This is a genomic window from Gemmobacter aquaticus (assembly GCF_007859075.1).
Lineage (GTDB): Bacteria > Pseudomonadota > Alphaproteobacteria > Rhodobacterales > Rhodobacteraceae > Gemmobacter > Gemmobacter aquaticus.
The window spans coordinates 112,228-130,875 of sequence record NZ_VOAK01000025.1; the positions used below are offsets into that span (position 1 = coordinate 112,228).

Genomic DNA, 18,648 nt, shown 5'->3' on the forward strand with positions numbered 1-18,648 from the left:
CCGTCTAGACCCAGCGGAAGACCGCCGCCGCATAGACAAGGCAGAGCGCGAGCGCCCCCCAAACCGGGAGACCCGCGAAGAACAGCCAGACCAGGCAGATAAAGGCCGAGCCAAGCAAACTGATGAACAGCCGGTCGCCGCGCGTCGTCTCGATCCTGAGTACGCCGACCCGTGGCGTCTCGGGAAAGCGGATCGCGAGGATCGTGAACGTGACAAGCAGGCTTGCGATGCACCAGAAGAAGATGGCGACAGGCAGGGTCCATGCCATCCAGCCGCCGGGGATCATCGGATCGAACCAGGCGATGCCGCCATCATCGCGCGGAGCGACGGCCAGAAGCGCTGCGAGGATCCCCCCCATCACCACGGCTGCGGTGATCGAGATGGCGGTCCAGTTCACCGGGCGCGTCGGGGTTGCTGTGGTGTCTGACATGGGAAACCTCACACGCGGCCCAGGGCAAAGCCCTTGGCGATGTAGTTGCGGACAAACCAGATCACGAGCGCGCCGGGGATGATGGTCAGGACCCCGGCGGCCGCCAGCACCCCCCAGTCCATCCCGCTGGCTGAAACCGTCCGCGTCATGGTGGCGGCGATGGGCTTTGCGTTGACGCTGGTCAGGGTACGCGAGAGCAGAAGCTCCACCCAGCTGAACATGAAGCAGAAGAAGGCCGCGACACCGATCCCGCTTGCGATCAGCGGCATGAAGATCTTCACGAAGAAGCGCGGGAAGCTGTAGCCGTCGATATAGGCGGTCTCGTCAATCTCTTTCGGCACACCGCGCATGAAGCCTTCGAGGATCCAGACCGCCAGCGGCACGTTGAAGAGGCAATGCGCCAGCGCCACCGCGATATGGGTGTCGAACAGACCGACGCTGGAATAGAGCTGGAAGAAGGGCAGCGCAAAGACCGCGGGCGGCGACATGCGGTTCGTCAGCAGCCAGAAGAACAGGTGCTTGTCCCCCATAAAGCTATAGCGGCTGAAGGCATAGGCTGCCGGCAGCGCCACCGCGATCGAGATGACGGTGTTCATCACCACGTAGATGATCGAGTTGACGTACCCCATGTACCAGCTTGGATCGGTCAGGATCACGACGAAGTTGCTGAATGTCAGGTCATTCGGAAACAGGGTGAAGGTCGAGGTGATCTCGGTGTTCGTCTTCAGGCTCATGTTCAAAAGCCAGTAGATCGGGATCATCAGGAACAGCAGATACAGCGCCATGACGATGGCAGAGGATTTCAGGCGCATCAGCGGGACTCCTCGCGGTCAAGGTTCGTCATCACGGTGTAGAAGACCCAGCTGACCAGCAGGATGACAAGGAAGTACATGATCGAGAAGGCAGCCGCAGGGCCGAGGTCGAACTGGCCGACAGCCATCTTCACTAGGTCGATCGACAGGAAGGTGGTGGAGTTGCCGGGGCCACCGCCGGTGACGACGAAGGGCTCGGTATAGATCATGAAGCTGTCCATGAAGCGCAGCAGGACCGCGATCAGCAGAACCCCCTTCATCTTGGGCAGCTCGATATAGCGGAACACTGCCCAACGGCTGGCCTGATCGATCTTGGCCGCTTGATAATAGGCCTGCGGGATCGACTGGAGCCCGGCATAGCACAGCAGCGCGACCAGCGAGGTCCAGTGCCAGACATCCATCGCGATGATGGTCAGCCAAGCGTCCAGCGGGTCGTTGGTGTAGTTGTAGTCGATTCCGAGAGCGGCCAACGTATGGCCCAGAAGCCCGATATCAACCCGACCGAAAATCTGCCAGATCGTCCCCACGACGTTGAAGGGAATGAGCAGTGGCAGCGCCATCAGAACGAGGCAGAAGCTGGCCCAGATCCCCTTCTTCGGCATGTTGAGCGCGACATAGATACCCAGCGGAATCTCGATCGCAAGGATGATGGCCGAAAACATCACCTGCCGGCCAAGCGCGCCGTGCAGCCGTTCGGAATGGATCATCTCGTCGAACCAGTCGAGGCCCGCCCAGAAGAACTCGTTGTTGCCAAAGGTGTCGTTGACCGAATAGTTCACCACCGTCATCAGCGGGATCACCGCCGAAAAGGCGACGATGACGAGAACCGGCAGCACAAGGAACCAGGCCTTGTTGTTCTGTGTCTTGTCCATGTCAGGCCGCCCTCCCCAGCGAGGCCCCTTGCGGCGCAACGCGCCAGTCATCGGCATAGACGTTGATCTTTTGAGGAGCGAAGCTGACATGCGTCAGGTTGGCCTCCAGTGGCATGCCTTCGGGCACGACCACGTTGACGGGCTGTCCCATCGCATCGGCCCGCACCAGACGGTGCCTGCCCACATCCTCGACCCGGCGGATGGTCACGGGCACACCCGTGCCTGCGGTCAGCACGACATGTTCCGGACGGATGCCGATCTGCGTGCGCCCGGTCGGCGCGCCATAGGACTGGCCAAGCTCGACCGAGGTGCCGTCGGGCAGCACCGCGCGGTTGCCTGCGATCTGCGCGTCAAGAAAGTTCATGCCCGGCGAGCCGATGAAGTAGCCCACGAAGGTATGGGCCGGGGTCTCGAACAGCTCTTCCGGGGTGCCCATCTGCACCACGCGCCCATCATACATCACCACGACGCGGTCAGCGAAGGTCAGCGCCTCGGTCTGGTCATGGGTGACATAGATCATGGTATGGCCGAACTCGCGGTGAAGCTGCTTCAACTGCGTGCGCAACTCCCATTTCATGTGCGGGTCGATCACGGTCAGCGGCTCGTCAAAGAGGATGGCGTTTACGTCCTCTCGCACCATGCCGCGCCCAAGGCTGATCTTCTGCTTTGCATCGGCGGTCAGACCCTGGGCCTTGCGCGACAGGATCTCTTCCATGCCGATCATGCGGGCGATCTGGTCGACGCGGCCCTTGATATAGCTGGCATCCATGCCGCGATTGCGCAGCGGGAAGGCGAGGTTGTCGCGCACCGTCATCGTGTCGTAGACGACGGGGAACTGGAAGACCTGCGCGATATTGCGCTCGGCCGTCTCGGCCTCGGTCACGTCGCGATCGCCAAAAAGCACCCGCCCGTGCGAGGGCCTCAGAAGCCCCGAGATGATGTTCAGAAGCGTGGTCTTGCCGCAGCCGGATGATCCCAGCAGCGCATAGGCGCCGCCATCCTGCCAGATGTGGTCCATTTCCTTCAGCGCATAGTCCTTTTCCGATTGCGGATTCGGAAAATAGCTGTGGGCGAGGTTCTTCAGCGTGATCTGTGCCATGGTCCCCTCATGCCGCCCTTGCATATGCGGCGGGCGCGGCAAGCCGGCCGTCGGCGTCGAACAGATAGACATGCGCGGGGTCAAGCCAGACGGACACCTGCGCCCCGGATTTCAGGTCATGCACTCCCTCGACCAGACCGACCCAGCGGTCGCGGCCATGATCGACGTGGATGAAGGTCTCGGACCCGGTGATCTCGGTCACGGCGACGGTGCAGCGAAACTCGACCGCAGTGCCGGAATGCTTGTTCAGGAACAGGTGATTGGCGCGGAAGCCCGCCATGTATCGCCCGTCAGGTGCGTCAGCAAAGGGCCCGTCCGCCGGCGCGTTCGCGGTATCGCCAAAGTTCACCCTGTGGCCTTCCTTGAAGCAGCTGACAAAGTTCATCGGCGGGTCGCTGAACACGCGGGCCGTGGTCGCATCCGCCGGCTCGCGATAGACGCGCGGCGTGGGGCCGAACTGGGTGACGCGCCCCTCCCACAGGGTTGCAGTGTTGCCGCCCAGAAGCAGCGCCTCTTCCGGCTCTGTCGTCGCATAGACAAAGATCGCGCCCGAAGCCTCGAAGATGCGCGGAATCTCGATCCGCAACTCTTCGCGCAGCTTGTAGTCGAGGTTCGCCAGCGGCTCGTCCAGAAGGACAAGACCTGCCCCCTTGACCAGTGCCCGCGCCAGAGCGCAGCGCTGCTGCTGGCCGCCCGAAAGTTCCAGCGGTTTGCGGTTCAGCATGGGGGTCAGGCGCAGCATCTCGGCGGTTTCGCGCACCTTGCGGTCGATCTCGGCCTGTGACTGGCCCAGGATCCGCAAGGGCGAGGCTATGTTTTCATAGACCGTCAGGCCGGGGTAGTTGATGAACTGCTGATAGACCATGGCGACGCCACGGTCCTGCACGCGCATCCCCGTCACGTCGCGCCCATCCCAGAGCACCCGTCCCGTGGTGGGTTGGTCAAGCCCCGCCATCAGACGCATCAGGCTGGTCTTTCCCGACAGTGTCGGTCCCAGCAGCACGTTCATCGTGCCTTTCTGCAATGTCAGAGTGGTGGGGAAGATATGAAACCTTCCCGCGACCGACCGTGACACGCCTTGCAATTCCAGCGCCATTCTCTCTCCCTCATTCCGCTGCCGGATTGACGGCACCGCCGGGCGCTGTGGCCATCCAGGCCCCAAGCGCGGCGATCTCCTCCGCCGTCATCCGCAACCCCAGTTTCGTCCGCCGCCACACGATATCGTCGGCGGTGCGGGCAAATTCCTTCTCTCGCAGCCAGAGTACCTCGGCCTCGGTCAATGTCGCGCCGAAGTTGCGTCCGAGGTCGCTTTCAGACTTCGCCGCCCCCAGAATGACAAATGCCTCTGTCCCGTAAGCCCGGATCAGGCGCTGCGCGTGGGACTGCGACAGGAACGGATACTCTGCCTGCAGCCGGGCAAGCAGCGCGGCCACCCCGTCATGCGGAAAATCGCCGCCCGGCAACGGCACGCGCGCGGTCCAGGCGTCTTTTGCCGACGGGAACCAGCGATCCAGCTTTTCCAGTGCGCTTTCGGCCAGCCGGCGATAGGTGGTAATCTTGCCGCCGAACACGTTCAGCAGCGGCGCCCCGTTGGTGTCGAGGCTGAGCACATAGTCCCGTGTTGCCGCCGTGGCCGATTTCGCGCCGTCATTGTAGAGCGGCCGGACACCGGAATAGGTCCATACCACATCGGCGGGTGTGACGGGACGTGCGAAATACTGGCTCGCAAAGGCGCACAGATAGTCGCGTTCCTCATCCGTGCAGCGCACGTCGCCGGGGCGTCCGGTATGATCCTTGTCGGTCGTCCCGATCAGGGTGAAATCCTGCTCATAGGGGATCGCAAATATGATGCGCCCGTCTGTTCCCTGAAAGAAGTAGCAGCGGTCATGGTCATACAGCTTGCGCGTCACGATGTGGCTGCCGCGCACAAGCCGCACCCCTTCGGACGAGTTGATACGCGTCACATTGCGGATCACATCCTCGACCCAGGGGCCGCCTGCGTTGACAAGCGCACGGGCATGGTGAACGGCCCGCGTGCCGTCGGCGCGTTCGGTGACGACCTCCCAGAGATCGCACTCGCGGCTGGCTGAAAGGACGCGGGTCTTGGTCAGAATCGTTGCGCCGCGCGCCTCGGCATCGCGGGCGTTCAATACAACAAGCCGAGAGTCCTGCACCCAGCAGTCAGAGTACTCATAGGCCAGCTGAAACCCCGGCTTCAGAACTTTTCCAGCCTCATCGCGCGTCAGGTCCAGCGTGCGGGTTGCCGGCAGAATCTTGCGACCGCCCAGTGTGTCGTAAAGAAACAGCCCCAGACGGATCAGCCATGCCGGCCGGCGCCCCTTCATCCACGGCAGGGCAAAACCGAGAAGGCGCGAGGTCGGCGTATCGCTTTCGAACCGCATATCGGAGGAATAGGGCAGCACAAAGCGCATGGGCCAACTGATATGGGGCATGGCCACCAGAAGGGTCTCACGCTCTTCCAGTGCTTCACGCACCAGGCGGAACTCGAAATACTCAAGATAGCGCAGTCCGCCATGGAACAGCTTGGTTGAGGCCGAAGAGGTGCCCTGCGCCAGGTCGCCCTGCTCGGCCAGCGTGACCGAAAGGCCGCGCCCTGCCGCATCGCGGGCGATGCCGCATCCGTTGATGCCGCCGCCGATGATGAAGATGTCGGTCGTCGCGGACCGATCCACACCTGTCACGTTCATGCCTCCCCCCGGAGCCTTGTCTCCGCGGTGGAAAGCTGCACTGCAGATGTGCCATCGGTCAATCAAAATTTTCGCTTATGATCGTTTTTTAACAAAAGCGAACCAAAGCACGCCTTCAATCGCGCATCGCTGGCCGAAACAGAAGACTTGCGCGCATCCTTGGATGACGTAAAGTCAGAGGTTACAAGGGGATGTCCGTGCCTGGTTCGCGGCAGAATACAGACCCAAGCCGGCGATCTGGCCGGCGCCAGGCAAAGCGGGGAGGCAGCCTTGGCCTTGAGCATCCGACAAAGTGAGATCCTCGCGCTGGCGCGCGCAGAAGGCCGTGTTCTCGTCGATGATCTCGCGCATCGATTCGACGTGACATTGCAAACCATCCGCCGTGATCTGGGCGATCTGGCCGAGGCCGGACTTGTTGACCGTGTGCATGGCGGTGCAGTGCCGCGCGCCGGCACCGTGAACCTGGGGTATGAAGCACGGCGCCGCATGAATGCCGAGGCCAAGGCTGCCATCGCGGTGGCCTGCGCAGCGGCGATCCCCGACAACTCGTCGCTCATCCTCAATCTTGGGACCACAACCGAAGCAGTGGCCCATGCGCTGATCCACCACAGCAATATCACGGTGGTCACCAACAATATGAACGTGGCGAACATCCTGCACGCCAATCCGGGGTGCGAGATCATGGTGGCGGGTGGGATGCTGCGCCGGTCGGATGGCGGCCTCGTGGGGGAGCTTACGACCCAGTTCATCGAGCAGTTCAAGGTCGACTATGCCATCATCGGCACCTCGGCGCTGGACTATGACGGCGATCTTCTGGACTTCGATCTGGCAGAGGTGCGGGTCAGCCGCGCGATCCTGCGCCAGTCCCGCCAATCGTTTCTGGTGACGGATCATTCCAAGCTCGGCCGTTCGGCGCCCGCCCGGATCACCAGCATTGCAGATGTTGACGCCGTCTTTATTGATCAGGCGCTACCCGACGATCTGATGCGACGTTGTGAGGAATGGGGTACGGCTGTGCATGTGGCCCCGGTCCATCGCGACGAATAGAGCTGCATCAGTTCGCCTGCCACCACATCGGCTGGGCGGAAAATTCGGCCCAAGCCGTGTCTGCGCGCAACAGGGTACGCAATTCCTGCGTGCCCACGCCCGTTTCACCGCTGCGCCTGCGGGCGTTTGCAAGATCGTTCAATGTCCCAAGGTCATCCTGCAAATCCTGCAGTCTCTCGCGGAACTGCTCCCAGTCACCGGCAGGCCAGAGGGGGGCGAAGAATTCGGCGAGATAGCGGAAGCTCTTCATGTCCTTGCGGAACTCGTGTCGGCTGTCCTCGGACAGGTGGGCAAGATCGGCGCCATGGGTCTGGCAGGTCTGCCATGCGGCGGCCAAGGCCTGCGCGGCAAACTGCCCGACCGGCATGGCCTGCGCCGCGCGCGCCGCGCGTCTGCGGCCCAGCAGTTCGCCCGTGCCAAGGCTGCGCATCAGGCGCGCAGCAAAGCCAATCGCCTTTTTGCGCCTGATCTTTGAGCGCGTCTTGCGTCGCAGGCTGTCAGTTTCTTTCAGAAGAGCAGGGGTGCGCGCCCTCTCTGCAAGGCCGGCAATGAAGACGTCAGCATCACGCACATGGCCCAGTTGCCGAAAGATCGTTTTCGCTTCGTCCCGTGCGACCTTGCGCGCCTTTCGGCGCAAGAGTGGGGCAAAGGAATCAAGCGCTGTCGTCAGTCTGCGCAGGGCAACACGCGTCTTGTGAGCCCCCGACTCTTCGTCGCTCTCCATGAACTGTGCGAGGTACATGTCGATGTCGCGGCAGATCTCGTCGAGGATCATGCGTAACGCCGCTTCAGCGGTGACCATCGGCGTGAAAACCGGGCTTGTCTCGTCGTCGGATGGCATGATCACGATCCCCGAATCCCGGCCATGGCGTTTCGCGCGCAACATTAGCAGCCAAGCCCGCGCAGGGCGATATGGCATCAATGTTGCAGCAAGATGAACATCCTGGGTCGCCTGCGACTGAGGCATTCAGCATCGCTGTCGCACAATGCGGATGCAGCTAATCTAATCGGTTATATTAAGAGAGGCGGTACACAATGTTTTACCGCAGATTCACAAAAGAGAAAGGGTCGCCGGAATGCGGCGACCCTTTCCGAGTTTCAAGGAGATGGGCCAGTTAGGTACCAAGCCCAATCAGTGGTCAGATATCCAAGGGGTTGCCCTTAGAGATCACTCCTTCTGACTGTCCCGACACCTCTCTCCAATATCACTCTAGACACTGGATCACCTCCTTTCAATAAGTTGCCGATAAGCAAAAGGTGACACAGATTTCGTGTTTGTCAAAAGAAATCACACAGCGCGTTGAGTCAATTTTCCGACAAGCACGCGGAATGGCACAAGCGCAACAGCCGCCATTGCAAGCTTTACAAGCCAGTCAGCGAAGGCCAGCGAGACCCACAGTGGCACCACCGGACCCAGCCCGACCAGCGGCAGAGGTTCAGCCGCCCAGCTGACATCATTCGTCGGCTCCATGAATGAAAGAAATCCGGCAAAGGCGATGGTGAAAAAGATGGCGGTATCAAGGCAAGAGCTTGCGAGTGTGGAAACAAAGGGGGCCTTCCACCAATTACCGTCGCGCAGGCGATTGAAAATCGCGATGTCGGTCAATTGCGCGGCAAGGAATGCAAGTCCAGAACCGATAGCGACACGCAAAGTCACCAGAGGGCCGAACTCGCCCATGATCTGCGATCCGATGAGCGAGCATATGACGCCTGTCACAAAGCCCACGAGCACCACCTTGCGGGCTGCGGCGGCGCCCTGGATGCGGTTTGTCAGATCGGTGATCAGAAAGGCGACCGGGTAGGTCAGCGCACCCCAGGTCAGCCAAGGGCCAAGCAGGTGCTGTACGAGGATGTTGGATGCGACGACAGTCGCCGCCATGGCGATAACGCCGGGCAGAAGGGATTTCGACATTTGTATTTCCGTTTTTTACAAGGTCGCGGAGACTTGGCCCCCGGATCATCCGGCGGGGCGAGGCGGCGCTGATACTACCGGGGGCGGCGTTCTGTCAATCTTGAACGCGGTACTCGACGAACTCGGTCCGCTGGAAGAACTTGAAGTTGTCGTCCGAAAGCATGGTCAGGCGGATGCCTTCGGCGTCCTGCCAGACCGACAGCCCCTCAAGGTTGTCGTGCTGGCCGGGATGTGTCTCAAGCAGTGTCGCCTCGTTGGTGATGCGGTTGCCTGCGATGTCGAACCGCCGCACGCGCGCGGCAAAGCCCATCAGGCCGCGGAACTGGCGCTCCAGCACATAGAGCCTGCCATCCGGCCCGAAATCCGCGGCAACCGGCAGGAAGGTTCCGCGTCGCGGCAAGGTAAACGGCTGCGTCCACGCACCACCCTTGAAGCGATAGACCGGAAAGTCGCCGCCGGCGCGTAGATCCTCGGGCATGGTATAAAGCGCGCCGTCGGGGCCGATGGCCAGCGCCTCAAGTGCTGCATTGCCGGGCATGCGGCGGAAGTCTTGCGGAGTGGGCAGGTTCTGCGCGGAGCCGCCCAGCTGATCATAGCGCAAAACCCGCGCCACCCCCTCGAACGAGATATAGGCGGTGCCATCAGGCGCGATGGCCAACCCTTCGCTATCGGACCGGCGCTTGCGCAGTGGCTGACCTTCACCGTCCAGCAGCAGTGCGATGGGGGCGGCGTCTACGCCCATGATGCGGCCCTGGCCGTCGCGGGCCAGATGCCCCGTCGTCCAGCCGCCGCGATCGGAAAGGGCCGCAAAACGCATGCCATCGGCGCTGATCTCCAGCGCCGACATCCCGCCCATCCGGTCGTCACCCGACCGCCAGACAAAGCTTCCGACATAGCCCGCGGCCCCGCCCACACGAGCGCTGGCGCTGCCCTCAAGGGCGAGGCCACAGGCCAGGATCAGCGTGCAGAAAGTACGGAAGCGCATTGGCCTGGAAGATCCGCCATCGTGTAATCACGGGCGCCTTTCTGTTTCGGGGCGTCCGGGTCGGCGGGTTGCTGCTTTGACGGATCGAGTGCGTCGGTGACCCACCAGTTCAGCGATTCATCACAGCCGCTGCCGCCATTTGACAATTCGGCCACTGTGGGGGTCTGCGTCTGGCAGAAGCTCGCGCCCTTGGGGCACTTCAGCCGCACATGGAAATGCGCATCGTGCCCCCAGTAGGGGCGGATTTTTTGAAGCCATGCCTTGTCGCGCCGACTGGCGTTCCGGCACAGTTCGATCTTGACGGGCGGGGTCACGAAGATGCGGTCCACCCGTGGATCGGATGCCGCCGCCTTGAGCACCGCTGCATGCTGGGCTGTCCAGTTGCCATTCACGCGCCGCTGGTCATCGCTGCGCACCGAGATCGAGCTGATCTGCTCGCGTTCAGCCCGCGTCAGCGTCAGCCTGGGCGGGGGCAGCATCCAGATATCGGCATCGAGCCCGATCTGGTGGCTGGCATGACCCGAGGTCATCGGCCCGCCGCGCGGCTGGCTCATGTCACCGACATAGAGGCCGCGCCAACCAAGCCGGGTGACCTCTTGCGACAGGTCCTGCACGAAATCCACAAGCAGCGGATGGCCGAAGTTCCGGTTGCGTGACAGACGCATGGCCTGCCATGTCGGCCCGGTTTCCGGCAACTCTACCAGACCCGCCGCGCAGCCGCGCGAATAGGACCCGACCGGCATCGGATCGCCCTGCGCGGGCGCGTTGGCGGCGCCAAACAGCTTGTTCGCCAAGGGCTCTGCCGAGGCGGACAGCGCGACAAGGCCCAGAACGAGGCCAGTGCAGAGGGTACGGATCATGGCTTTGCCTGTTCACCATTCGGTTTGACCCAGATTAGCAGAATGAGCGCAATCAGGAACAGTCCGATCAGGGGCGCGACCCCGATGCGCTGCGATCCGCTCAAGTCCGAGGCGATCGCGATCGCGAATGGCGCAATGAAGGACGTGGCCTTACCCGAAAGCGCATAAAGCCCGAAGGCCTCGGTCGCGCGCTCTGGCGTTGTGTGGAACACCATCATCGTGCGCGAGGCGGCCTGCACCGTTCCACCCGCCGCCCCGATCAGCATCCCGCAGGCATACATGACGATGTCAGGAATGGATGACCCGGCGGGCAGGGCGATGCCGAAGATCTGCTCGCGCGACATGCCGACAATGACCGCGCAGACCAGGATCAGCACCCAGACCGAGGCCACGATCACCGGCTTCGGTCCGCGCAGCGCATCAATCCTGCCGCCGATCCAGGTGGCAATCGCGCCCGACAGCGCCCCGATGATGCCAAAGACACCGATCTGCGTGACGCTCCAGCCCAGCACACCCGAGGCGTAGACCCCGCCAAAGCCGTAAAGCGCATTGAGCGCGTCGCGGTAGAACATCGACGATCCCAGATAGGCAAAAAGGCTCTGCCGCGATGGCAGGGATTTGAGCAGCGCAAGCAGGTCGGCCAGCGACTGCCCAAGGCTGCGACCGGTGCCCGTGGGCTTGGGCTCCTTCACCCATAGAAAGAACGGGATCATGAACAGGGCATACCAGAGGGCGGTGAAGGGGCCGACCGCACGGGTCCCCTCGCGCGCGGCAGCATCGAGGCCGAACAATGGGTCAAGCCCGATCAGCGTCTTGCCGGTCTGCCCGTTTTCGGCCAGCAACAGCAGCATGATGACCAGCGAGACAATGCCCCCGGTATAGCCGAAGGCAAAGCCTGAGCCCGAGACCTTGCCCATCTCTTCCTGTGTCGCCAGCGAGGGCATCAGCGAGTTGGTGAAGATCGTCGCGAATTCCATCCCGATCAGGCCGAGCCCGAAAAAGGCGATGGCAAGGGTCAGGTCAGGCGTCGTGGGCGCCAGATACCAAAGCCCCCATGCACCCACCACGTAGCACAGCGAAAAAACCCAGATCCAGACCATCCGCCGTCCGGATCCATCGGCGATCGCGCCCAGAACGGGGGCGAGCAGCGCAATCATCAGCCCGGCAATCGTTTGGCCATAGCCCCATGTCGCCTGCGCTTGCGCGGCGGCGGCCGCCGGCTCCATGCCGGTGCTGGCATAATGGGCGCGCGCCACCTCGGCGAAATAGGGGCTGAAGATAAAGGTCAACAGAAGCGTATTGTAGGGTTGGCTGGCCCAGTCAAAGAAGTACCAGCCCCATATGCGTTTCTTCGCGCTGACCATGCCCGATGCCCCCTGTTGGTTGCGCCGATCAAGCCCGAAACCCGCGATCCGCGCAACCCCGGCAGGGGTCAGAATTTGGGCGGCCAGGGACGTTGGTGATCGGCCTCGACCCAAGCCTGAACCCAGCCGGGCAGCGGCGGGCTTTGTGGATCATGGCCCATCGCCTCGACCACGCGGGCGGGGGCGACGATCCCCTCTTTTGATGTGATGGCTACCCGCACCAGCATTTGGGTGGTGCATTCGCCGTTCCGCCACATGGTCTGGTCCATGTAGATGAAGCGCGCATCCCAGCCGACGCAGCGCGATCGCATGGTGACCTTCTGAAACGTCGTGACCCGCCTGCGATAGCGGGTCGAGTTGCCGGCAACCGCCAGACCCCAGCCGTTCTGCCGCAAGGCCGTGTGAAGCCCGGCACGAATGCCCAGAGGCAGCCGGCCCAGATCAAACAGCGTCAGCGTCCGGCCGTTGTTCAGCTCCATCCAGGGGTCGATGTCCCATGGCCAGCAGATATGCGTGCTTTCATGCGTGTCGAGGATGCCAAGGGGCGGTGCCCGGCGGGCCTTGAATACTTCCTTCACAAGCCGAAGATAGGGATACATGGCGCGCCTCCTGCAAGCTCTCGCTTGGCCTTGCTTTACGCGCACGTCAAGTGGAACGTTGCGGAAGTTGTTGTGCTTCTTGTGGCTTCGCGCTACCTGAAACACAACAGATAGTGAGGGCACAGATGATCTCGATCCTGCAAATCCTGCTCATGCTGCTCAGCATCGCGCAGTTCGTCATATTCGCGCATATCATCATGTCGTGGCTGATCAATTTCCAGGTGCTGAACCTGCGTCAGCCGCTGGTCGCGCAGCTTTGGTATGGTCTGAACCGTCTGCTTGAGCCGGTCTATTCCCGCCTGCGCCAGATCCTGCCCGATCTGGGTGGCATCGATCTTGCGCCGCTGGTGGCGCTGCTGATCGTCTATGCCCTGCGCATCCTCATCGTGAATAACGCGGCCAGCTTCATCTGACCGGTTCCTTCCGATGCAGCACCCCCGCGCGCTTCTGGCCTCGATCTTCGGCTTTGGGGCCTTCCGCCCCGGCCAGGAAGAGATCGTCGATGCCGTGTTGGCCGGGCGCGATACGCTGGCCATCATGCCAACCGGCGGGGGCAAGTCGCTTTGCTTTCAGCTGCCTGCCCTGTGCCGGGGTGGGGTCACGGTTGTCATCTCGCCGCTGATTGCGCTGATGCGCGATCAGGTCCGGTCCTTGCGTGAGGCGGGGGTAGAGGCCGGGGCGCTGACATCAGGCAACACCGACGAAGAGACGGCAGAGGTGTTTCGCGCGCTGGACGAAGGGCGGCTCAAGCTTCTTTACATGGCACCCGAACGGCTTGCCTCGGCCGCCACGACCGCGCTTTTGCGCCGCATCGGGACCAGCCTGATCGCCGTGGATGAGGCGCATTGCGTCAGCCAGTGGGGCCACGACTTTCGCCCCGATTATCTGCGCATTGGCGAGTTGAAGCGGGCGCTGGACGTGCCGCTTGCTGCATTTACCGCCACGGCCGATGCCGAGACGCGGGCCGAGATCGTCAATCGACTGTTTGGCGGGGTAGAGCCCGCGACCTTCCTGCGCGGGTTTGACCGGCCGAACATCCACCTGGCTTTTGCGGTCAAGAACAGCCCGCGTCGCCAGATCCTCGACTTCGCCGGCACCCGACGCGGGCAGTCTGGCATCGTCTATTGTGCCACCCGATCACGGACCGAAGTTCTGTCGCAGGCCCTGCGTGAGGCCGGTCATTCGGCCTGCCACTATCACGGCGGGATGGAGGCCGATGAGCGCCGCAGCGTCGAGGTGCGGTTCCAGCAAGAGGACGGGCTGATCGTCTGTGCAACCATCGCCTTTGGCATGGGCATCGACAAACCGGACATCCGCTGGGTTGCCCATTCGGATCTCTCGAAAAGCATCGAGGCCTATTATCAGGAGATCGGCCGCGCGGGCCGCGACGGGGCCCCGGCCGAGACGCTGACGCTCTATGGTCCCGACGATATCCGCCTGCGCCGTTCGCAGATCGACGAGGGGATAGCCCCGCCAGAACGCAAGCAGGCCGATCATGCCCGGCTCAATGCCCTGCTTGGGCTGGCGGAGGCGACGGGCTGTCGGCGGCAGGTTCTGCTTGGCTACTTTGACGAGACCGCCGAACCTTGCGGGAACTGCGATCTTTGCGACCGGCCCGCGCAGCTTTTCGATGCCACCGATGCCGTGCGCAAGGCGCTGTCGGCGGTTCTGCGCACAGGGGAATGGTTCGGGGCGGGACATCTGATTGATATCCTGACTGGCAATCCCACGCCAAAGGTGCAGGAGAAAGGCCATGATCAACTGCCCACTTTCGGGGTTGGCCGCGATCTGACCAAGACGGGCTGGGGTGCGGTCTTCCGGCAGATGATGGGTCGGGATCTTCTGCGACCCGATCCGGACCGTTTTGGCGCGCTACGCATGACCGATGCCGCCCGCCCGATCCTGCGCGGCGAGATGGGCATCACGCTGCGCAGCGATACAATTCAGGCAGACAGTTCGCGCCCCGCGGTCAAGGCGCTGGTGGCTGATGAGGATGCACCGCTTCTGTCTGCCCTCAAGGCCAAGCGGCGCGCCTTGGCCGAGGCCGCGCGCGTTCCGGCCTATGTCATCTTTCCCGACCGCACGCTGATCGAGATGGCAGAGCGTCGCCCGCAGACGCTGGATCAGATCGCGCAGATCAGCGGCGTGGGTGCGAAAAAGCTGGAAACCTACGGGGCGGCTTTTCTGGCGGTGATCACCGGCGCCGGTGAAGTTCCTCATCCCGCCCGCCGCCGGCTGGCCGGGCAACCGGCGGCCGATGTCTTCGACCGACTGGCCGAGGCGCAACTGCGCCTGATGCGGGGCGAGGATGGCATCGGCAAACCGCTCTCCCTTTCGCAATCGGCTTTGCGCCGGATCGCCGAGGCGCGCCCCGCCACGCTGGCCGAACTCGACCGGGCCGGCGATCTGGGGCCGGCGAAGCTTGAACGGTTCGGCCCTTCATTCCTCGCGATCTGCCGGGGTGAATGAGGTCGGCCGCAGGATGAAAGGATACCCATGCTGACCGTGATCTCGCCCGCAAAGCGGCTGGATGCTGAACCCAAGGCGCTGCCCGAAGGCATTGCTGCGACCCATCCACAGTTCGCCGCTGATGCAGCCGTGCTGGTGAAAATCGCAGCGCAACTGACCCCTGCCGACCTGCGGTGCCTGATGAGCATTTCGCCCGCTCTGGCCGATCTGAACGCGACGCGCTTCGCAGCCTTTGATGCCCAGCCCTGCAGCCCGGCCGCGCTTCTCTTTGCCGGTGACACCTATGCCGGGCTTGAGGCCGGGCGGCTGGAGCCTGATGCCTGGCGGTGGGCCGATCTGCATCTGCGGATCCTGTCGGGGCTTTACGGGCTCTTGCGTCCGACGGACCTTATCGCGCCTTACCGGCTGGAAATGGGATCGCGCCTGACCAATCCGCGCGGGGCCGATCTTTATGCCTGGTGGGGCGACAAGCTGGCACGCGCACTAAATGCGGCTGCCGAACAGGCCGGTGCACGCGCGCTCGTCAATTGCGCCTCGGTCGAGTACTTCCGTGCGGTTGACCCCGATGCGCTGAAGCTTCGTGTGATCACGCCGATCTTTCTGGATGGCGATGAGGGGCAGGGCAAGGTCATCAGCTTCTGGGCAAAGCGCGCCCGTGGGGCGATGGCCCGCTATATACTCGAGAACCGCCTGCAAGACCCCGCAGACCTGAGATCGTTCGAGGCTGGCGGCTATCGCTTTCAGCGTGAGCTGTCGGGCGAGGACCGGATGGTCTTTGCCCGGATCTCTCAATCCGCCACCGTTTCGGCCTGAGGCGCCGGAAGCGGCGGTCTCACCCCTGCAGACGTACAACTCGTCAGCATGTCGCAGATCGCGCCGCGGCGCAGTGGCTTTGTCATGATGTGATCGATCCCCGCGGCGCGGATCGAAGTGGCGTCGCCTGCCATCGCATGCGCGGTCAGGGCGATGATCGGGACATGCGCGGCGTCCCCCTCAAGCGCACGGATCGCGCACGCAGCCTCGCGACCGTCCATGATTGGCATCGAGATGTCCATGAAGACCATATCCGGCTTGAAGGTCTGAAACACCTCCACCGCCTCGCGCCCATTGCTGGCGAACTGCAGGTCAATATCGAGGTCCTTCACCATCTTGCGGAAGACCAGTTGGTTGGTCCGGTTGTCCTCGGCAGCGAGGACACGCAATTGCCGCGACTGCCCGGGTGGGGCAGGGGGCGCCACTGCCAAGGGCGCCGAAAGCGCCTGAAGGCGGCGATAGAGGTCGGCGCGTAGCAGGGGTTTGGCGAGAATGGCAGCCACCAGCCCGGCTTGCTGGGCCGCCATAGCCGTCGCTGCATTTGAAGACAGAAGCAGGATTGGCGCCTCCAGCCCGGTGTCGCGGATCGCACGCGCCAGATGCAGGCCGTCCATCTCGGGCATTTCGTGGTCGATCAGGATCACGTCGAAGTCTCGGTCCTGTTGCAGCACCATCAACGCATCGGCAGCAGACCTGCAAAGCGCGCTTTTCATGCCGCAGGTTGCAAGCTGGCGCTCCAGAACGGTGCGATTGATGAACTGATCATCGACCACCAGCGCACGGGACAGCGATACGGGGGTGGGAATGTCATCGGCGTTCTCGGCCACCGGCAGGGCGAGACGGAACCCGAAACAGGATCCGCGGCCGGGCTCGCTGTCCACCCAGACGGCCCCGCCCATATGCTCCACAATGCGTTGGGTGATGGCAAGGCCAAGACCCGTGCCCTCAAACCGCCGGTTTGAGGCGCTGTCCACCTGATTGAACTCGCCAAAGATGTGATCAAGGTGATCGGCGGCAATTCCGATGCCGGTATCCTCGACCGTGATATGCAACTGCTGCATCCGCTCGGCCGTCTCGACGCCGACGACGCGGATCAGCACATGTCCGCTATCGGTGAACTTGACGGCATTGCCCATCAGGTTGGTCAGCACCTGCCGCAGACGCCCCGGATCGCCCACGTAACGGGTGGGCAGAAAAATGTCGAAGTCGATCATCACGTCGATCCCTTTGGCCCTTGCGCGCGGCTGCAGAAGCATCGCGACCTCGTGGATCACGCGTTCAAGGTCAAAGGGTTCGGGGCGAAGTGTCAGCCGCTCGGCTTCAATTTTCGAGTAGTCGAGAATGTCGTTGATAATGACGAGAAGCGCCTCGCCCGAGGAGCGGATCGTTTCGGCAAACAGGCGCTGTTCGTCGGTAAGGGGCGTGTCGCACAGAAGCTCTGCCATGCCCACGACACCGTTCATGGGGGTGCGGATTTCGTGGCTCATGTTCGCAAGGAACGCGGATTTCGCCCGGACGGCCGCTTCGGCCGCAAGGCGCGCGGCCTCCAGTGCCGCGTTCTGTTCGCGCAAGGCGGTTACGTCGACCCGAAGGCCGACGCGTCCGCCATCAGGGGTCTCCTGATCGATCACCCGAAGCCAGCGATTGCCTGCAACGGGATGCTCAAATTCGACGCTTCGTTCGTGGCGCATGTTCAGCCTGTTTTCCATCCATTCGTCCTCGCGGCCCATCGCATCGGGATACTGGCCATTCCTCAGCCCATGGCGGAGGATCGCCTCGAACGTGGCGCCGGGCACGATGGCCTCGGCGCTTTCGGGGTAGAGGTCGCGATATCGCTGGTTGCAGACCATCAGCCGATCCTCGCGGTCAAAAAGCACGAAGCCGTCCGGGATCGCCTCAATTGCAGCCCAGATGCGCATCTGTTCGGTGATATCGACGGCAAGGCACACCATGTCGCCATCCCGCGCGCGCCGGTCGATCAGGCGAAGCCAGACGCCCGAGGTGAGCGCGACGACCACCGGCTCTATCGGGTCGGCATCCCACCGCGCTGCCATGCGGCGACACCACGCGTCCGCGCCATCGTCACCCGGATCGACCACGCCATTGTCGACGATCAGGCGGAGCGTTTCCGCATAGCTGATACCGGGCGACAGGTCCTCACATTCAAGCAGCGTGCGGAAGGCTTCGTTGGCGGCGATCAGACGATTGGCGCTGTCAAAGACGGCAAACCCGTCGCGGATCGTGTTGATTGAATCCCACAGCCGGCGCTCGGCCATGACGGCTGTGGTATGCGCGCGTTCCAGATCTGACAGGAAGCGCAGGTTCTGGTCCTTCAACGTCTCGGCTTCGGACTGGGCGGAACGGACAGCCTGACGCTGCTCGACAATCTGGTCAGAGAGCGCGCGCGCATGCAGGGCGAGTTTTTCATTCGCGGCAAAAAGCTCGCGGCTTTTCTGTTCCAGCAGCCGTTCGGCCGCCAGCCGCGCCCGCCGTTCCTTTGCCAGCCGATCCATCCGATCCATGACCAACCCGTCTTTTTCGGCCCTTTGGCCGTTGTCCGTCCACCGTGGATCAACCGGGTGAAGCAAGGCTTAACGCGGGCTGTGGCGGGCGAAACCTGATTGCCAGCCGCAACCGCGCGTGGCAGCATCCCCGCAAGTTTTTCAGGAGGTATTGCC

At 62.8% G+C, this 18,648-nt stretch carries 17 protein-coding genes; 4 read left to right on the forward strand and 13 right to left on the reverse strand.

Annotated features, from left to right (window positions below; translation table 11 throughout):
• Positions 1–4: 4 nt before the first annotated feature.
• From FQU74_RS17385 to glpD, 6 genes are read right to left on the reverse strand one after another with little or no spacing between them, the layout of a single operon-like run.
• The gene (locus FQU74_RS17385; RefSeq protein WP_229704427.1) at positions 5–430 is read right to left on the reverse strand and encodes a DUF2160 domain-containing protein; all 426 of its coding nucleotides are present in this window, start codon (positions 428–430) and stop codon (positions 5–7) included.
• A gap of 8 nt (positions 431–438) precedes the next feature.
• Complete coding sequence (locus tag FQU74_RS17390; protein ID WP_146287749.1) at positions 439–1,242, reverse strand: carbohydrate ABC transporter permease; 804 nt, start codon at positions 1,240–1,242, stop codon at positions 439–441.
• Positions 1,242–2,114: a carbohydrate ABC transporter permease gene (locus FQU74_RS17395; protein WP_146287750.1), complete on the reverse strand. Its 873-nt coding sequence runs from the start codon at positions 2,112–2,114 to the stop codon at positions 1,242–1,244. Before FQU74_RS17395 ends, FQU74_RS17390 begins: the two co-directional genes overlap by 1 nt.
• A gap of 1 nt (position 2,115) precedes the next feature.
• Positions 2,116–3,213: an ABC transporter ATP-binding protein gene (locus FQU74_RS17400; protein WP_146287751.1), complete on the reverse strand. Its 1,098-nt coding sequence runs from the start codon at positions 3,211–3,213 to the stop codon at positions 2,116–2,118.
• A 7-nt stretch (positions 3,214–3,220) separates the two neighbouring features.
• Positions 3,221–4,309, reverse strand: a complete 1,089-nt coding sequence (locus FQU74_RS17405) for an ABC transporter ATP-binding protein (protein ID WP_146287752.1) — start codon at positions 4,307–4,309, stop codon at positions 3,221–3,223.
• A 10-nt stretch (positions 4,310–4,319) separates the two neighbouring features.
• Positions 4,320–5,921: a glycerol-3-phosphate dehydrogenase gene (gene glpD, locus FQU74_RS17410; RefSeq protein ID WP_146287753.1), complete on the reverse strand. Its 1,602-nt coding sequence runs from the start codon at positions 5,919–5,921 to the stop codon at positions 4,320–4,322.
• A 270-nt stretch (positions 5,922–6,191) separates the two neighbouring features.
• Between glpD and FQU74_RS17415 the strand changes: the two genes are divergently transcribed.
• Positions 6,192–6,968 (forward strand): DeoR/GlpR family DNA-binding transcription regulator, encoded by a 777-nt coding sequence (locus FQU74_RS17415; RefSeq protein WP_146287754.1) that lies wholly within the window; start codon positions 6,192–6,194, stop codon positions 6,966–6,968.
• A gap of 7 nt (positions 6,969–6,975) precedes the next feature.
• Here FQU74_RS17415 and FQU74_RS17420 read toward each other — a convergent pair whose 3' ends face one another.
• The 6 genes from FQU74_RS17420 to FQU74_RS17445 all read right to left on the reverse strand — a co-directional run bounded on the left by FQU74_RS17420 (position 6,976) and on the right by FQU74_RS17445 (position 12,688).
• On the reverse strand, positions 6,976–7,809 hold the full coding sequence (locus FQU74_RS17420) for a CHAD domain-containing protein (RefSeq protein WP_158635626.1): 834 nt from the start codon (positions 7,807–7,809) through the stop codon (positions 6,976–6,978).
• 447 nt (positions 7,810–8,256) lie between these two features.
• Entirely contained in the window at positions 8,257–8,880 is a 624-nt protein-coding gene (locus FQU74_RS17425; RefSeq protein WP_146287756.1) for a queuosine precursor transporter, read from the reverse strand.
• 94 nt (positions 8,881–8,974) lie between these two features.
• Positions 8,975–9,865: an esterase-like activity of phytase family protein gene (locus FQU74_RS17430; RefSeq protein WP_146287757.1), complete on the reverse strand. Its 891-nt coding sequence runs from the start codon at positions 9,863–9,865 to the stop codon at positions 8,975–8,977.
• Positions 9,838–10,725 (reverse strand): penicillin-insensitive murein endopeptidase, encoded by an 888-nt coding sequence (mepA, locus tag FQU74_RS17435; RefSeq protein ID WP_146287758.1) that lies wholly within the window; start codon positions 10,723–10,725, stop codon positions 9,838–9,840. Before mepA ends, FQU74_RS17430 begins: the two co-directional genes overlap by 28 nt.
• The gene (locus FQU74_RS17440; RefSeq protein WP_146287759.1) at positions 10,722–12,089 is read right to left on the reverse strand and encodes an MFS transporter; all 1,368 of its coding nucleotides are present in this window, start codon (positions 12,087–12,089) and stop codon (positions 10,722–10,724) included. The genes mepA and FQU74_RS17440 overlap by 4 nt, the downstream gene beginning before the upstream one ends.
• Positions 12,090–12,157: 68 nt before the next feature.
• Positions 12,158–12,688: an acyl-CoA thioesterase gene (locus tag FQU74_RS17445; RefSeq protein WP_146287760.1), complete on the reverse strand. Its 531-nt coding sequence runs from the start codon at positions 12,686–12,688 to the stop codon at positions 12,158–12,160.
• Positions 12,689–12,813: 125 nt separating this feature from the next.
• On the opposite strand from FQU74_RS17445, the gene FQU74_RS17450 reads away from it, so the two are divergent.
• The 3 genes from FQU74_RS17450 to yaaA are packed head-to-tail and all read left to right on the forward strand — an operon-like array spanning position 12,814 to position 15,970.
• Positions 12,814–13,101, forward strand: a complete 288-nt coding sequence (locus tag FQU74_RS17450; RefSeq protein ID WP_146287761.1) for a YggT family protein — start codon at positions 12,814–12,816, stop codon at positions 13,099–13,101.
• Between the two features lie 13 nt (positions 13,102–13,114).
• Positions 13,115–15,157, forward strand: a complete 2,043-nt coding sequence (gene recQ, locus FQU74_RS17455) for a DNA helicase RecQ (RefSeq protein WP_146287762.1) — start codon at positions 13,115–13,117, stop codon at positions 15,155–15,157.
• A 27-nt stretch (positions 15,158–15,184) separates the two neighbouring features.
• A complete protein-coding gene (yaaA, locus tag FQU74_RS17460; RefSeq protein ID WP_146287763.1) occupies positions 15,185–15,970 on the forward strand; it encodes a peroxide stress protein YaaA in 786 nt (261 codons plus the stop codon).
• Here the strand turns inward: yaaA and FQU74_RS17465 are convergent.
• Complete coding sequence (locus FQU74_RS17465) at positions 15,946–18,492, reverse strand: response regulator (protein ID WP_146287764.1); 2,547 nt, start codon at positions 18,490–18,492, stop codon at positions 15,946–15,948. The two genes, yaaA and FQU74_RS17465, sit on opposite strands and share 25 nt — an antisense overlap.
• Positions 18,493–18,648 lie beyond the last annotated feature (156 nt).

What these genes read in the sequence shown, in the direction of transcription:
- FQU74_RS17465 (WP_146287764.1), bottom strand. Translation starts at nt 18,492, where the DNA reads ATGGATCGGATGGATCGGCTGGCAAAGGAACGGCGGGCGCGGCTGGCG.
- FQU74_RS17440 (WP_146287759.1), bottom strand. Translation starts at nt 12,089, where the DNA reads ATGGTCAGCGCGAAGAAACGCATATGGGGCTGGTACTTCTTTGACTGG.
- FQU74_RS17450 (WP_146287761.1), top strand. Translation starts at nt 12,814, where the DNA reads ATGATCTCGATCCTGCAAATCCTGCTCATGCTGCTCAGCATCGCGCAG.
- FQU74_RS17395 (WP_146287750.1), bottom strand. Translation starts at nt 2,114, where the DNA reads ATGGACAAGACACAGAACAACAAGGCCTGGTTCCTTGTGCTGCCGGTT.
- recQ (WP_146287762.1), top strand. Translation starts at nt 13,115, where the DNA reads ATGCAGCACCCCCGCGCGCTTCTGGCCTCGATCTTCGGCTTTGGGGCC.
- FQU74_RS17405 (WP_146287752.1), bottom strand. Translation starts at nt 4,309, where the DNA reads ATGGCGCTGGAATTGCAAGGCGTGTCACGGTCGGTCGCGGGAAGGTTT.
- FQU74_RS17400 (WP_146287751.1), bottom strand. Translation starts at nt 3,213, where the DNA reads ATGGCACAGATCACGCTGAAGAACCTCGCCCACAGCTATTTTCCGAAT.
- FQU74_RS17445 (WP_146287760.1), bottom strand. Translation starts at nt 12,688, where the DNA reads ATGTATCCCTATCTTCGGCTTGTGAAGGAAGTATTCAAGGCCCGCCGG.
- yaaA (WP_146287763.1), top strand. Translation starts at nt 15,185, where the DNA reads ATGCTGACCGTGATCTCGCCCGCAAAGCGGCTGGATGCTGAACCCAAG.
- FQU74_RS17420 (WP_158635626.1), bottom strand. Translation starts at nt 7,809, where the DNA reads ATGCCATCCGACGACGAGACAAGCCCGGTTTTCACGCCGATGGTCACC.
- FQU74_RS17425 (WP_146287756.1), bottom strand. Translation starts at nt 8,880, where the DNA reads ATGTCGAAATCCCTTCTGCCCGGCGTTATCGCCATGGCGGCGACTGTC.
- FQU74_RS17430 (WP_146287757.1), bottom strand. Translation starts at nt 9,865, where the DNA reads ATGCGCTTCCGTACTTTCTGCACGCTGATCCTGGCCTGTGGCCTCGCC.
- glpD (WP_146287753.1), bottom strand. Translation starts at nt 5,921, where the DNA reads ATGAACGTGACAGGTGTGGATCGGTCCGCGACGACCGACATCTTCATC.
- FQU74_RS17385 (WP_229704427.1), bottom strand. Translation starts at nt 430, where the DNA reads ATGTCAGACACCACAGCAACCCCGACGCGCCCGGTGAACTGGACCGCC.
- FQU74_RS17390 (WP_146287749.1), bottom strand. Translation starts at nt 1,242, where the DNA reads ATGCGCCTGAAATCCTCTGCCATCGTCATGGCGCTGTATCTGCTGTTC.
- mepA (WP_146287758.1), bottom strand. Translation starts at nt 10,725, where the DNA reads ATGATCCGTACCCTCTGCACTGGCCTCGTTCTGGGCCTTGTCGCGCTG.